Here is a 13,823-nt window from a genome sequence, read left to right on the forward strand (position 1 = left end):
CCGAAGATCCTCTTCGGAGCTCGGCCTGCCCGCCGGGTTCACCGTGCGAGCCGTTCCCATCTGCGAGACCTTGGCGGCATCCTGCCCTGACACGCGGGTCATACTCCTGCTACCTCTCGCTTGTGGCGGACGCCGAGGACGGACCGTCCTCGCCCGCACCGAAGGTGGACGCATCCGCCACCGTGCCGTACAGCCCGATGACCTGGTCCAGACCCGTCAACGTGAACACCCGCCTCACCGAACCCGGGACCGCCGCCATCCGCAGCACACTCCCGTGCGACGCCAGCCGCCGATGCATCCGCAGCAGGGCGTTGAGGCCCGAGGAGTCGCAGAAACGGAGGGTGGAGCAGTCGACCACGACGATCTGCGGCAGCGGCGTCGCGGCGAGCACCACGTCCATCGCCTCGTACACCTGCACGCAACTGTCGATGTCCAGCTCGCCCCGCACGGCGAGCACACACCCGCGCCCGCCCGTTTCGATGTCCACCCGCAACACCGTCGGCGCCTCCTCCGCCTCTTCGAACCTCGCCCGCGTACCGGGCCACCGAAACCGCCGCAGCCAGGCGGGGACCCCGAAGCGGGACCGCTCGCGCTCGCGCCAGGGCCGTCACAGCTGCGCCGGACCGGATGCGAGGCCCACGGTCCGGTCGGCCGGAGCCGGGACGCGATCGGCCTCGTCCCGGACAAGCGCGGACAGCAGGGTGGCCACGGTCAGCCCGGCGTCAGCCGGGTGGCGCAGCACTCTGGTGGGGTCGATCTGGTAGGTGTTGGTGCGCCCGTGGCGGGTGTGGGAGAGATAGCCGTCCCGTTCCAGGTCCCCGATGATCTTCTGGACGGCGCGCTCGGTGAGCCGGCAGTGCGCGGCGATGTCGCGGATGCGGGTGTCGTGGTTGTCGGCGATCGCCGCCAGCACGCGGGCATGGTTGGTCAGGAACGTCCATCCGGTGTGCGGCTCGGGCACTGTCTGCATGGCCACCACTGTACCGAACAGCTATTCATGAACCATAAAACACGTACGACAGTTCATGTAATGGTGAGCACACGGGGCGCGTCCCGGACAGAGCCTGCGGGATGCGGCGTGAGAAGGCGGCTGCTTCGGGCGGACTCCTGCACCTTCCGGTCACAGGTCGCACTCGGCCCAGACGGTCTTGCCGTCGCGGTGGGGGGCTGCGCCCCAGCGGTCGCAGGTCTGCTGGACGATGAACAGTCCGTGTCCTCCGGGCAGGCCGGGGCGGTGGGGGCGACGCAGTTCCGGCAGCGCCGGTGACCGGTCGCTGACGGCGATGCGCAGGCGCGCCGTCGTGATGTGCAGTGCCAGTTCCACTGCACCGTCGGCGTGGAGCATGGCGTTGGAGACGAGTTCGGCGGCCAGCAGGACGATGTCGCCCGCACGGGCGGGGTCGGGCCATGCCCAGTCCGCGAGAGCGGTGGCGGTGAATGTCCGGGCCCGGGCGACCGGCCGGGGCACCCCTGCCAGAGCCAGGCGTCTCCGTTGACCGCCGGCAGGCACAGCGGTGAGGTGGGGGACCGGTTCGTTGCCGAGGAGTTCCCGGCTGGTGTTCATGAGCGGTTGTCCTTCCGGCTTGACGCTCTTGCTCACCGGTTTCCCTGTCGTGGTCGGTGCATGCGGGTCGTCATCGGGGCGGTGGTCGGAGTGCCGGACGGAGTCCGGCGTCATCGAGGGGCGGAGAGCGCCTCGTCCACGGAGCGGTGGAGGGAGAAGACGGCGCGGGCTCCTGTGATGTCCAGCAGTCTCGTGACCGCCTGCGGCGGCGCCGCAAGTCGGAACGGGATTCCGGCCGCGGTTGCGTTCATGCGCGTCTTCAGCAGCAGGTTCAGGCCTGAGGAGTCGCAGAAACCGAGGTGCTCCAGGTCGGCCACCAGCAGGGTGGGACGTGCGGCGAGTGTTTCCTGCAGCGCGGTGTCGGCCTCGGTGACGTTGTCGAGGTCCACGTCGCCTGCGAAGCTGCAGACGGCTGCCCCGTCCGCAGCGCGCCACACCCGAACCGCCGGACCCACGACGGGCACTGACGCCGGCAGGGCTGCACCGTTCTCATCTCGGGCTGACAACGTCCCCTCCCACGAAGTTCCTTGGTGACCAGGCACGCCCCCTCCGGGCAGCCGGATCGCCCCGGCGCCGTCCACCGCCCAGCAGAAGAGCCTTTGCTCCGGGGGCCGTTCAGCCTGCGTTCAGGCCGTCCCGCAGTTTCTTCAGGGTGCGCGTGAGCAGCCGGGAGACGTGCATCTGCGACAGTCCGAGCCGGGCGCCGATCTGCGACTGGGTGAGTTCGTCGGTGAAGCGCAGGGACAGGAGGAGCCGTTCGCGTTCCGGCAGCTTCGCGATGAGGGGTTTGAGCGCGACGACGTTCTCGGCGAGGAGGAGCGCGGCGTCCTCCTGGCCGAGCCGGTCGGCGAGGGGGCTGGGGCTTTCGTCGTCCTCGGCGCTGCCGTGGTCGAGGGATCCCGTGGTGTGGGCGTTGGCGGCCGTGAGGCCCTCGATCACCTCCTCCTCGGTCAGGCCGAGGTGGTGGGCGAGCTCGGCGACCGTTGGTGCGCGGTCGAGTTGCAGCGTGAGGTGGTCCTGGGCCTTGGCGAGGGTGATGCGCAGTTCCTGGAGCCGGCGGGGGACGTGGACCGCCCAGGTGGTGTCCCGGAAGTGGCGGCGGATCTCGCCGAGCACCGTCGGGATGGCGAAGGTGGAGAACTCCGCCTCGCGCTCGGGGTCGAAGCGGTCGATCGCCTTGATCAGGCCGACGGCGCCGACCTGCAGCAGGTCTTCCTGCGGCTCGCGGTGCGAGTCGAAGCGGCGGATCACGTACCGGACGAGGGACAGGTTGATTTCGACCAGGGTCGAGCGGACGTAGGAGTACTCGCGGGTCCCTTCTTCGAGGGTCGCGAGGCGCTTGAGCAGCACCCGTGTGAGTTCCCGCGCGTCCGCCGGGGCGACATCGCCGGGACTGCCGATGTCGAGCAGTTCCGGCGCGACGTGGCGGACGGCCTCCGCGGTGCCGACCGGCCGGGCGGCCAGCTCGGGCGCCTCGGTTCGCGTGGTCATGGTGCTCCTCTCCAAGCCGGTCAAGTTCGTTCCCAGATGCCCGCGATCGCCGGCATCATGCACGCGAGTCACGTGAAGGAATTGTGTGAATTTCATGCAGCGTGGGCCGCCCGTGGTCGGTCCCGCGCGTCACCGGGCCGGGACCGCGGTGGGGTCGGCCGTCGCCGCCAGGGCGGCTTCCACGCTCGGGTGCAGGGGAAAGACCTGGTCCGTGCCGGTCACCCGGAGCAGCATTCGCACCCGCTCACCCGGCGCACACAGCCCGACCTCGATGCCCCGCTGGGCGGCCTCGGCCCGCAGCCGCAGCAGCGCGTTCAGGCCGCTGGAGTCGCAGAAGTCCAGTTCGGCGAGGTCGAACAACAAGTGGGTCGCCCCGGAGAGCACGGCCGGGTCCAGCCGGACGACGTCCACGCTGTCCAGATCGAGCTCGCCTGCCAGGGCGGCGACGACGACGCCGTCGGAGCGCTGCACCGTCAAGGTCGCCCCGTTCCCGAGGGGGCAGTCGTCGGTGCCGGAGGATGCGGTCGGCGTCATCGGCAGGTCCTCTCACACTCGTGGCGGCGCGCTTCGCTTCCCGCAGCTGGGCGCGGCGGTACGACCGACACGATCACCTGCGGCTCAGGAAGGCGTCAAGGAATTCATGACATGCGATTCAGGTAATGAATATCAAACCGACGGGGGCAGCAGGAACCGGGCCCTGCTCATGGGCATCCCGCCCGGCCTTCGTCAGCCGCGCGCGCGGCCGGGCCAGGGCAGAGCGGCGTGGATGTGCTTGCCACCCTCGTGGGCAACCACTGTCAGGGTGTCGGCGAGTTCCTCCAGGAGGAGCCAGCCGTAACCGCCGGTGCCATCGGGCTGCGGAGCGCGGGGCCGGGGTGCGGCGGTGCTGGTGTCGCTGACGGTGACCCGTACCTGGTGTTCCTCGGTGAAGTCGATGTGCAGCCGTCCGGGGCCGGCAGTGTGCCGCACGGCGTTGGTGACCAGTTCCGAGACGGCCAGCAGGATGTTGTCGGCCGCCCGCGGGTCGTCGCTGGGACGCGCACGGTGCAGCGCGGCGAGGAAGTCCCGGGTGACGGCGCGGGCGGCGCCGATGCTTCCGTGCCGGCCGTCGAAGACGTGCCGAACCGACCACTGGCCGCTGCGAGCCCCGGAGAGGTTGTCCACCAGCATCCTCACTCCTCTGACTGTCACGGGCCCCTCCAGGCGGGAGCACTCAGTGGAGGTCCCAGCGCCGGTACCTGCTGGCCGCACCGGTACGCGGCGGCTTCGGGCAACGTGTTGCCGTCCCGAGGACTCTACACATCCCGCTCCGGTTCCCGGCCGGGGCCGGGGGGATCGGCCGGCCGGCCGAGCAGGTCCGCAAGGCCGGTGAACGCCAGCAGTTCGCGGGCCTGACGGCCGGCTCCGCTCACGAACAGCGCGCCACCGCCGTCCCGGGCGGCGTGCTGAAGGGTGACCAGGGCATGGATGCCGGAGGAGTCGATGAAGGTGACCCCGGTCAGATCGACGGCGAGGTCGGTACCCGCCCCCCGTTCCGCGGCCAATGCGGCTCCGACCAGGCAGCCGGCGGTGTCCAGATCGATCTCGCCGAGGGGGTGGAGGGTCAGGGTGGCACTCTGGCGACTGGTGAAGACGTGAAGCTCGGTCATGACCGGCTCAGCCCCCTTCCGGGGCGTTGACTGCTCCCACCCTCTCACCACGTCCACGTCTCACCAACCCGGCGACTGGTCCCCCGCGGGCACGGCCCGTCGGCGGGCCGTGCCGTCGCACGCCGGACACCCACGGTCTCGCGCGTCGTCGAATCCCCGGAGGGCGGTCGGGTTTCACCGGCTCAGCCGTACCAGCCCGCCCGGGCCCCGGCCGCGGCCAGAACCGCGCACGCCGCCAGGTTCGCGAGCGGGTAGGAGACGAGTACGGCCACGAATTCCCGCAGAGTCGCGCTCGGCCGGTAGTAGGCCGCAGTGGGCGCGCCATGGGCCTCGCCCGGAACCCCGGCCCGGCGCGCCAGGATGCCCGCTCGCAGCACGTGGAAGTCGTTGGTCACGATGGCGCAGCGGTAGTCCGGGCGGATCCGCTCCATCAGTTCCCGGCTGTAGGCGAGGTTCTCCCCGGTGTTCGTCGAGGCGCGTTCCTGGAGGACGTGCGCCTCGGGGACGCCCCGCGCCATGAGGTAGCCGGCCATCGCCTCGGCCTCCGGCACGCGCTCGTCCGAGCCCTTGCCGCCGGAGACCACCAGGATCGGGGGCCGTCCTCGGGCCGCCTGGCGCCGGTACAGGGTCAGCGCCCTCTGCAGTCGCGCGGCCAGGAGCGGCGGGACGGTGGACCCGTTCGTCAGGCCGGCGCCGAGCACGACGACGAAGTCGACCGGGCGGCGTGCCGTGACCCGTTGGTAGAGCGCGGCGTAGCCGGCGAAGCAGAGGAAGAGGAACGCCAGGTAGCCGGCCACCAGCAGGGCGGCGGTTGCCGCCGCGCGCAGCGGCCCCTGGTCGGTGCGCTCGGTCACGACCGCGAGCGCGAGTACGGCCAGGACCCCGAGCCCCGCCAGCAGTGACAGGAGGTTGGCCGGGCGACCGCCTTCGGCGCGTACCATCCGGATGCCGTTGGCCAGCAGGGCCCCGGCGACGGCCGTCGCACTCACCACTGCCGCGACGCCGGTGGCGCCGGCCACCGCCTGGGCCACCGGGCGGTGGAAGCGGGCGAACTCCAGGAAGGAGCCGGCGAACAGGAGGAGAGTGCCCAGGCCCAGGAGCACGCCGTTGCCGAAGCGACGCCGGTCATCACGGAAACGCCCTGCGAAGAGCAGCAGGAGCAGAGCGGCGGCCAGAAGGAGGAGGGAAGTCACTGCGATTCCTTGCAAGAGGCGCTGGGGCGGCGGCTGCCGCCGGCAGACGGGCTGACGGACATCTTCGCCGTCGTCGACGTCTGATCCGGGGAGTCCGGGCCGATCCTTGGCCGTTCAGCCGCACGCGCGGTGCCGTGTGCCGGCGGAGGACTGTGCGCGCCAGAGGGGGGAACATGCACCACGGACGGATGGATCGCCGGGGCCCGGGAGGGACGAACAGGGTCTCCTCCGCCGTTGCCGCGATGCCTCCTGCGGTGCCTGCGCGTGTCCGGGTCCTGGAACGTGACACGGGAATGCGTCGGGCCCGGGCCCCGGGTGTCGCCGCCCCGGGGCCCGGGCCGGAGTCCAGCTGCGAGGCCGACCGGCCAGGAGCGCTCCGAGGGCGCGGGCCACTGCTGCCGCCGCGATGCGCCGGGCGTCCGGGGTCCTGTCGCCGGGTGCGCGCCCGGGCACCCGGCCCCGCCGCGGCCGGACCTTCAATCGGCGGGCATGGGACGGGAGTTCTTTCTCACCGGCCGTGTCGACGTCACCACCGGTACCAGCGGCGTCGGCCGCCGGCATCGTCGACGGTGCGGACCACGAAGCCGAGGAGCCACACCGCCAGGACGAACAGCGCCACCCACCACAACACCTTCACTGCGAACCCGAGGCCGAAGAGCACGACGGCGAGCAGCAGTACCAGCAGAAGAGCACCCATGGGTCTGTCATCTCCTTCGTCCGTCCACTGAGACGTTCATGCTGGTGACCCGATCGGCGGGAAGCATGCCTGCGAAATCGGCCACTCGCCGGCACGTTCGCCCCCGGCTGCCCAGGGGCCGGGTTCCAGCGACCGAAGGCCTTCGCCTCCCCCGGTTCGGGGACAGTGGCGAGAAGCGGTGGGGTGATCCCGCGCACGGCGAGAACCTTCCACCGCCGAGCGGCCTCTTCGCGCCCGGTGCAGCAGGCGGCAACCGTGCCCGTTTCGCGATTTGCCGAACTCAGCTGCTGGAAATGGGAGTTGTCGATCCTGCGCATGTCTGCGCGGCGGCGGGGCAGACGGTCCCGGGACAGGCTGCGATACGGAGGGAGAACACGATGAGCACCTCGGACAAGGCTTCGAACACCGGTGACAAGGTCAAGGGGAAGCTCAAGGAGACGGCAGGCAAGGCGGTCGGCAACGAGCGCCTTGAAGCCGAGGGCAAGGGCGACCAGGTCAAGGGCGACGTGAAGCAGGCCGGTGAGAAGATCAAGGACGCGTTCAAGGACTGACCGCGCAGTCGAACAGGTCTGGACACCCCGACTCGGGGGTGTCCAGACCTGTACGACCGGGTCCAGGGGGATTCGTCATCGGCTGATGTGCAGGGCGCAGACGTCGTCGCGGCGGGTGTGCGGGGCGATGAGGGGCCGCACGATGCCGTCCAGGGGTCGTGGGGTGTGGGCGTGGGCCAGGGCGGTGTCGGCCAGGCGGCCCAGGCCTTCGTCCAGGGGTTCGTCCCGCCTTTCGACCAGGCCGTCGGTGTAGAGGAGCAACTGGTCGCCGGGCAGCAGGTCGAGGGTGGAGGCCTCGTAGTGGGGCGTGGTGACGGCACCCAGGAGGATGCCGCCGGTGGAGGGAAGGTAGCGGGCCCGGCCGTCGCGCAGGAGCAGGGGTGGCGGGTGGCCGGCGCGTACCCAGGTGAGGCGGGAGGCGGCGGGCTGGTACACGGCCATGATCATGGTGGCCGTCGGGCCGTTGCGTTCCGGGGTGTGCAGCAGGAGGGTGTTGAGCCGGGCAAGGATGTCCGGCAGGGGGGTGCCGGTGATGGCCATCCCCTTGGCGGTGAAGCGCAGCAGGGCCATGGTGGCGACCGCGTCCAGGCCGTGGCCGGCGACGTCGCCGACGACGAGAAGTGCGCTGCCGTCGGGCAGTTCGATGGCGCTGTACCAGTCGCCGCCGAGGCTGAGCCCTTCCTGGAGCGGCAGGTAGGCGACGTCGACGGTGAGGCCCGCGAGGTCCAGCGTCTGCTGGGGCAGTGGGAGCAGGGTGTCCTGCAGCCGGGCGGCGAGGTCGCGTTCGGCGGTCAGCAGGCTCTGGTGGAAGAGGGCTGCCTCCTGGTGCTCCAGCAGCTGCTGTTCGGCGAGCTTGGCGGCTGTGAGGTCCTGGAAGAAGCCGTGGACCTGCACCGGGTCGCCGTGTACGTCCGTCTCCGCCTCGGCGACCACCCGCACATGGCGCACCGCTCGGCCGGGCAGGCGGACGCGGAAGGTGCGATCCATCGGCTCCCCGACCTTGAGCAGGCGCCGCACCGCGTCCTCCACCGCCGGACGGTCCTCGGTTTCGGCATGGGCCGACAGGTCCTCCAGCGTCATCGGGCCCAGAGAAGGGTCCCTCTCGAAGATCGAGTACACCTCGTCGGACCAGGTGATCTCGGCTCGGACCAGGTCGCGGTCCACCCAGCCCATCCGGCCCAGACTCTGCATGAGCGCCAGGCGGCGCTGCTCGCGCTCACTGGCGTCCAGACGGTTCCAGGAGACGATCAGTCCGCCCTGGCACGGGGCCGCGCGCACGCCGTACCGGGACCGGTGCGGGATGCCGGCCGCCGTCTCCTCGTACTCCAGTTCCCCCTCGTACGGGGCACCGCTCTCCAGCACTGCCAGGTAGCCGCGCCACAAGCCCGTGGCATCGACCCCCGGATACGTGCCCAGCACAGTCAATCCCAGCAGCTGGGCTCCGCTGCGCCCGCCGATGTCGACCGCTTCAGGAGAGGCGGCCATGAACCGGAAGTCCACCACCTCGCCGCGCGGTCCGCGTTCCGGCTGGAGGAAGACCACCGAACCGGGGAGGCCGGCCAGGACCTCCCGAACCACCGCAAGGCCGGTCTCCGCCGCGGGCCTGTCGCCCGGTACCTGCACTACCAGCTGCTCGTGGTCCATCATGCCAACGAGCATGTCACGTGGACCGCCCGCGTCGACAAGACCGGCTGCCGCCGCCCCTCTCCCGCCGGCGAAGGTACGCGGCCCTTCGGCGGGCACCCGATCCCGCCCCGGGCCGTTCAACTCGGTCGGGGGGCGACGGCTACGGGTTCACCCTCGTTGGCGGGAGCGGGCTCGGTACGGGCCGTCGGTAGCTGCGGTGAAAGGCCGAGAGCACTGCGAGTACGGGTGAGATCGGCGAGACGTAGCAGAGCGGGTGACGGGTTGGCGAGGTGGAAAGTGGCGGGTGCTTCCGTGATGCGCTTCTTCGCCCGGAGCAGACCGCCGAGACTCGCGCAGTCGCAGAACGTGAGGTTCTTCGCGTCCACGATCACGATCCGGGCGTGCGTGAGCAGCGTGTGACGGACCGCTTCCTCGAACTGCGGAAGGGTCTCCAGATCCATCTCGCCGGACAGTTCGATGTGGGCGACATCTGTGCCGATCGTCACGTCCACTGTCAAGCAGCCCGGTGCCATGCGGGGTCGTTCGGCCACTACGGCCTCCCTTCACCGGGCGGTGCGCGGAGCGCGGCCCGGGACCGCAAAGTGCGGCATATGGCCCACCCTAGAGGCAATAGTTGCGCTTCGACAACAATTGCCGCTCAGCAATGATCCGTTGCTGCTTCGTGAGCCGGGTGGCCCGAGCGGGGCCGGCAGTGCGAACGCCTGGTTCAGGCGCTACGTGCGGGGCCGACACCCCGTACGACATCGTGGCCGGACACATCAGCGACCGGCTCCCCGCCCGGTACCCCGTGCGAGCCCGCTGAGGTGGTTCGCTGCGCCGTGACGCCCAGGGCCGCTGCACGGAAGGACGTCAGCCCGGACATCAGCGCGCGGCGGTCCGCGTCGGGCATGGCTTCGAGGACCCGCTCCAGGGACTGCTCCCGGTCCGCCCGCAGACCGGCGAGAAAGGCGCGACCGGAGGCCGTGAGGTGGAGTTCGAGCTCCCGTCGACTGGCCGCACTCGGGGTGCGCTGCACCAGACCGATCGCTTCCAGCCGATCGCAGAGCCGACTGGCGGACGAGGGACGGGTGTCCAGGGCCTGTGTGAGGGTGCGCAAATTTATTCCGTCACTGGCCTCCAGAACGTAGAGCACCCGCAACTGTGACACCGAGACCGGCGCGGCGACCAGGTCGCGGCCACCGCCCCAGAGCACCTCCAGCAGTTCCACCACGGACGACGCGATGGCCGCGGCGTCTGGGCGGCCCGGCAGGGGGAAGACTGTGTCCATGGGGCCATCTTGGCACCCGTACCACCACACAAGACACACCGCCAACAAAACAGTCGGCGGTCGAACGAGAGGGCGAACTGATTGGCGGCCAACCTGTCGGCGGTAGAACGCGCACTGCGCGTCGCCGCGCCCTATGCCCTGCTGGACACCATCCGTGCCGGCCTCACCGACCTCTACCGCGCACACCAGGTCGAGCTGCTTCTGGCCGACTACAGCCTGACCGTGCTGCAGCCGGTCACGGAACTGCCTCACACCGCGCGGCCGCTCCCAGTGCACACCAGTGCTCCGGGCCGCGCTTTCGGCTCGCAGGAGCCCTTCGCTGAGCCGGGCGCCTCCGAGGGAACATGTCTGCTGCACCTGCCGGTGACCGTCCGGGGTGACCGTCTCGGCATCCTGAGCGTCGGCCTCGACAGTTCCACCCTCACCCCCTCCGTGCAGGACGAATTGTCGGAAATCGCCGAGTTGCTCGGCTACCACATCATCGTCGCGGAACGCGACACCGACCTCTATCTCCAGGCCCGCCGCAAGAACCGACTCACTCTCGCCGCCGAGATGCAGTGGCAGCTCCTGCCTGCCCGCGCCTGTGCCCGGGACGAGTACGCCATCGGTGCCCAGCTCGAACCGGCCTACGCGATCCGCGGTGACAACTTCGACTGGTCCGCTACCGAGGACCACCTGACTCTGACCGTCACCAACGGCATGGGTGAGGGCATCGAGGCGTCCCTGCTCACCAACCTGGTCGTCAACTCCCTGCGCAACGCCCGGCGGGCGGGCGTCAGCATCGCCGACCAAGCGGCCCTGGCCGACCAGGCCGTGTACGGGCAGTACCGCGGCAAGGCCCACGTGTCGGTCCTGCTCCTGGAGTTCCACCTCGACACCGGCCTGGTCGAGATCGTCGACGCGGGCTCGCCCAAGCTGCTCCGGCTCCGAGCCGGAGCGGTCGAGCACATTCCGTTCGAGGCGCAGCTACCGCTGGGTCTCGCCGACGAGACCCCGTACGAGGCGCAGCGCCTTCGGGTCGAACGAGGCGACCGGCTGATCTTCGTCAGCGACGGCGTGCACGCGGTCACCTCCAAGACAGGCGAGCCTTACGGCGAGCGGGCGCTGGCCAGGGCGATCTTGGCCACCCAGCTGCTGCCCGCCGCCGAAGTCCCCCGAGCGGTACTGACCGAGCTGGGCCGCCACCGCGACGACGATGCCCTGGACGACGCCCTGGTCGTCTGCCTCGACTGGTACGGCCGCCATCCGGCGTCGGCCGATGCCACGCCGGAGTGAGCCGCCGCCATCCTGCCCGTCGCGAGGACGCACGCCGCGGACCGCGCATCCACCTCCGCGGTCCAACTGGAGTTGATGCCTCGCGGATGCGGGCTGGGGCAGCAGGGTGCAAGGAACGGCGTACGGCGGGGGCGAGGCGGGTATCCCCTCCAGGGGAGCGTGGAGTCCGGTGAACCGGGGGGCGGGATGGACGCGGGAGGTTCCGGCCGACGATTCGGCCCGCGGGAGGTCTGGACGGGACTGGCCTCGATCGTGCTGCTGATCGGCGGGCTTGCGGTGTTGGCTCTCCGCTCGCCGCCCGGCGAGTACAGCTGTGACAGCTCCAACTACCCGACCGGCGGGTGCACGCGCATCCAGCACGGGCCGGCTCCGACGGGCTCGGCCGTCCGGTGCCCGACCGACTGGTGGGAGTACCGCAGCCTCGGCCGGTCGGCCGCCGCGGTCTGTGCGATGACCCGGCCGAGTCCGCTGCCGTGCCCGACCACGCCGGACACCTACTGGGTGGCGAAGGGCGAGGACGCGCTTCCGCCGGGCTGCTCCTACCCGCGGACAGCGGTGACGTCGCCGTCCGCGTCGCCGCCGTCGCGTTCGTCGCCCGGCTCGCCGTGACCTGCCGGCCAGACCTCGATACAGGCCGTCGATGAGCCTGACGTCCAACCATCGGCCCGACCGGGCCCCGCCCACGCAGCCACACGCATCGCAAGACCTTCCGCTCTCCGGAAAGCACGAAAGTCCCGGCAGCAGGCTCGCCACCGGGAACTCCCGTGGCGGGCGAGCGTGTCGCCGCCCTGCTGTACGGGGCCGGCACGGACCCGTCCGGTCCGGGTCGGACGGGTGTAGCGGAACCCCGTCCGGCCGGGCCCGGTCTCTGCCATGATCGTTTGCGGTCGGGGCAGGGGGCTCCGGCGGTGCACGGCACGGGGGGCGGCATGAACGGAACCATCAGTGACAGAGTGCCCGAGCGGTCCTGGTCCTGGCGCGACGTCGACTTGGAGGACCTCGGACCGGTCGCAGGCGGGGTGCTGGGCGCCCTGCTCATCACGCTCGGCCTGAGCGCGCTCTTCGGGGGAGACCACGGCTACGGCGGGACGAGCGTCGACGTCATGGCCATCATCGCCGTCATCGGCATGATGCCCTGCGGCGCCGGGTTCATCCTCTCCATGCTGCACCCCAAGGTCGGCCTGCCCTCCGCCGCCGTCGGCGTGCTGCTCGGCCTGGGAATCTTCGTGACCTTCGCCGGCCACTGCCTCAACGACACCTGGACCGCTCCGCCCGACCGCCCCACCGGCATCCGCGCCGTCGGCACCTGGACCAGCGGCGACCTCGTCGTCCGGGCCCGACCCGACCGGGTGGTGGCCTACCGCGGCACCACCGGCGAGGTCGCCTGGAGCTGGACCCCGCCCGCCGAGGACTCCGTGTGCGCGATGAGCCGCGAGACCGGCGGCGGCGTCGGACTCATCGGCCACGGCGCCCACGACCGGCCGTGCGCCGCCGTCGTCGCGCTCGACCTCGCGACCGGCGCCGCCCGCTGGACTGCCCCGGTCGACGCGCCCGCCCGCACCGGCGACGGTGCCGCGGCCGGCTCGCTCGCCATCGCCGGGGACCGCGCCGTCGTCCAGGACGGCGCCGGCTGGCGCGCCCTCGCGCTCGCCGACGGCAGCACCGCGTGGCGCAGCGCCCCGGACGCCGGCTGTGCGCCGCTGCACGTGGCAGGCGGTCCGGGCACCGTCGTCACCGTCGCGCAGTGCGACCACCGCAGCCCGGTGCTGGGGAGCCTGTCCGCGGCGGACGGGAGCGAACGGCTGCACGCCGCCCTGCCGCTGGCCAACGGGCTGCGGACCGTGGCCGTGCTCTCGACCGCCCCGCTGACCGTCTGGGCCGACGAGACGGGCGAGCGCGGCACGCACGCCGTACTCTCCTTCGACCCGTCAGGCCGGATCCGCTCGACGATCCCGGTCTCCGGCGACGCGTACGACCTGGACGTCCTCCTCGGCGGCACCTCCGGTCCCGGCCGGTTCACCGCCCGCCCGCTGTACGGCGCGGTGATCGAGGACGACCTGCTGATCGTGCCGGGCGAGAAGCCCGGCGACGTCACGATCGGCGGCAAGAACCACAACACCCGTCGTGCCACTGGCCGCTTGGTCGCCTACTCCCTCGCCGACGGCGGCGAGCGGTGGACGTCCGGGCTCGACGACCAGGTGACCGGCCTGGCCGTGGACGGCGCCGGCGTCTGGGCGATGACCCGGAGCACGGTGACGAGGGTCGACGCTGCCACCGGCCACCAGGACGCCCAGTTCCCCGTCCACGACACGGAATCCGACTACCCGGCGGACCTCTCCGTCGTCGGCCCGAACCGGTTCACCGTCCTCGCCGAGGACGGCACCGCCGCCGAACCCCCGGCCCGCGGCCTGCACTGAGGGTCCGGGGCGACGCACGTGAGCACCGCGCCCAGGTCTGCGCCCCGGATGACCCGTGGCGGGAGGTGCGGG

At 71.4% G+C, this 13,823-nt stretch carries 17 protein-coding genes; 4 read left to right on the forward strand and 13 right to left on the reverse strand.

The window, feature by feature from the left end; genetic code table 11:
• Nucleotides 1-109: 109 nt before the first annotated feature.
• The 10 genes from ACIRVF_RS29800 to ACIRVF_RS29845 form a co-directional block, all read right to left on the reverse strand.
• Nucleotides 110-487, reverse strand: coding sequence for an STAS domain-containing protein (locus tag ACIRVF_RS29800; protein ID WP_402824454.1), 378 nt, complete (start codon nt 485-487; stop codon nt 110-112).
• A 120-nt stretch (nt 488-607) separates the two neighbouring features.
• Nucleotides 608-970 carry a helix-turn-helix transcriptional regulator gene (locus tag ACIRVF_RS29805; RefSeq protein ID WP_402824457.1) on the reverse strand — a complete coding sequence of 121 codons (363 nt, stop codon included), beginning with the start codon at nt 968-970 and terminating at the stop codon, nt 608-610.
• A 150-nt stretch (nt 971-1,120) separates the two neighbouring features.
• A complete protein-coding gene (locus ACIRVF_RS29810; RefSeq protein WP_402824460.1) occupies nt 1,121-1,564 on the reverse strand; it encodes an ATP-binding protein in 444 nt (147 codons plus the stop codon).
• Nucleotides 1,565-1,674: 110 nt separating this feature from the next.
• A complete protein-coding gene (locus ACIRVF_RS29815) occupies nt 1,675-2,145 on the reverse strand; it encodes an STAS domain-containing protein (protein WP_402824463.1) in 471 nt (156 codons plus the stop codon).
• Between the two features lie 34 nt (nt 2,146-2,179).
• A complete protein-coding gene (locus tag ACIRVF_RS29820) occupies nt 2,180-3,055 on the reverse strand; it encodes an RNA polymerase sigma factor SigF (RefSeq protein ID WP_402824466.1) in 876 nt (291 codons plus the stop codon).
• Between the two features lie 129 nt (nt 3,056-3,184).
• A complete protein-coding gene (locus ACIRVF_RS29825; RefSeq protein WP_402824469.1) occupies nt 3,185-3,589 on the reverse strand; it encodes an STAS domain-containing protein in 405 nt (134 codons plus the stop codon).
• Between the two features lie 192 nt (nt 3,590-3,781).
• Complete coding sequence (locus ACIRVF_RS29830; protein WP_402824470.1) at nt 3,782-4,225, reverse strand: ATP-binding protein; 444 nt, start codon at nt 4,223-4,225, stop codon at nt 3,782-3,784.
• Nucleotides 4,226-4,350: 125 nt separating this feature from the next.
• Nucleotides 4,351-4,704 (reverse strand): STAS domain-containing protein, encoded by a 354-nt coding sequence (locus ACIRVF_RS29835; protein WP_402824472.1) that lies wholly within the window; start codon nt 4,702-4,704, stop codon nt 4,351-4,353.
• A gap of 182 nt (nt 4,705-4,886) precedes the next feature.
• The gene (locus tag ACIRVF_RS29840; protein WP_402824474.1) at nt 4,887-5,897 is read right to left on the reverse strand and encodes a YdcF family protein; all 1,011 of its coding nucleotides are present in this window, start codon (nt 5,895-5,897) and stop codon (nt 4,887-4,889) included.
• 526 nt (nt 5,898-6,423) lie between these two features.
• The gene (locus ACIRVF_RS29845; RefSeq protein WP_030279177.1) at nt 6,424-6,594 is read right to left on the reverse strand and encodes a hypothetical protein; all 171 of its coding nucleotides are present in this window, start codon (nt 6,592-6,594) and stop codon (nt 6,424-6,426) included.
• A 377-nt stretch (nt 6,595-6,971) separates the two neighbouring features.
• On the opposite strand from ACIRVF_RS29845, the gene ACIRVF_RS29850 reads away from it, so the two are divergent.
• Nucleotides 6,972-7,145: a CsbD family protein gene (locus ACIRVF_RS29850; protein WP_402824476.1), complete on the forward strand. Its 174-nt coding sequence runs from the start codon at nt 6,972-6,974 to the stop codon at nt 7,143-7,145.
• Nucleotides 7,146-7,220: 75 nt separating this feature from the next.
• Here ACIRVF_RS29850 and ACIRVF_RS29855 read toward each other — a convergent pair whose 3' ends face one another.
• The 3 genes from ACIRVF_RS29855 to ACIRVF_RS29865 all read right to left on the reverse strand — a co-directional run bounded on the left by ACIRVF_RS29855 (nt 7,221) and on the right by ACIRVF_RS29865 (nt 10,059).
• On the reverse strand, nt 7,221-8,792 hold the full coding sequence (locus ACIRVF_RS29855) for a PP2C family protein-serine/threonine phosphatase (RefSeq protein ID WP_402824479.1): 1,572 nt from the start codon (nt 8,790-8,792) through the stop codon (nt 7,221-7,223).
• 116 nt (nt 8,793-8,908) lie between these two features.
• Complete coding sequence (locus tag ACIRVF_RS29860; protein ID WP_402824482.1) at nt 8,909-9,322, reverse strand: STAS domain-containing protein; 414 nt, start codon at nt 9,320-9,322, stop codon at nt 8,909-8,911.
• A 176-nt stretch (nt 9,323-9,498) separates the two neighbouring features.
• Nucleotides 9,499-10,059, reverse strand: coding sequence for a MarR family winged helix-turn-helix transcriptional regulator (locus ACIRVF_RS29865; RefSeq protein WP_402824485.1), 561 nt, complete (start codon nt 10,057-10,059; stop codon nt 9,499-9,501).
• Nucleotides 10,060-10,140: 81 nt separating this feature from the next.
• Here ACIRVF_RS29865 and ACIRVF_RS29870 point away from each other — a divergent pair, with 81 nt between their 5' ends.
• From ACIRVF_RS29870 to ACIRVF_RS29880, 3 genes are all read left to right on the forward strand, one after another.
• Nucleotides 10,141-11,334 (forward strand): PP2C family protein-serine/threonine phosphatase, encoded by a 1,194-nt coding sequence (locus ACIRVF_RS29870; RefSeq protein WP_402824487.1) that lies wholly within the window; start codon nt 10,141-10,143, stop codon nt 11,332-11,334.
• Between the two features lie 186 nt (nt 11,335-11,520).
• On the forward strand, nt 11,521-11,943 hold the full coding sequence (locus ACIRVF_RS29875; protein WP_402824490.1) for a hypothetical protein: 423 nt from the start codon (nt 11,521-11,523) through the stop codon (nt 11,941-11,943).
• A gap of 320 nt (nt 11,944-12,263) precedes the next feature.
• The gene (locus tag ACIRVF_RS29880) at nt 12,264-13,751 is read left to right on the forward strand and encodes a PQQ-binding-like beta-propeller repeat protein (protein WP_402824492.1); all 1,488 of its coding nucleotides are present in this window, start codon (nt 12,264-12,266) and stop codon (nt 13,749-13,751) included.
• The last annotated feature ends 72 nt before the right edge of the window (nt 13,752-13,823 follow it).

It is taken from the genome of Kitasatospora sp. NPDC101157, assembly GCF_044768255.1.
Lineage (GTDB): Bacteria > Actinomycetota > Actinomycetes > Streptomycetales > Streptomycetaceae > Kitasatospora.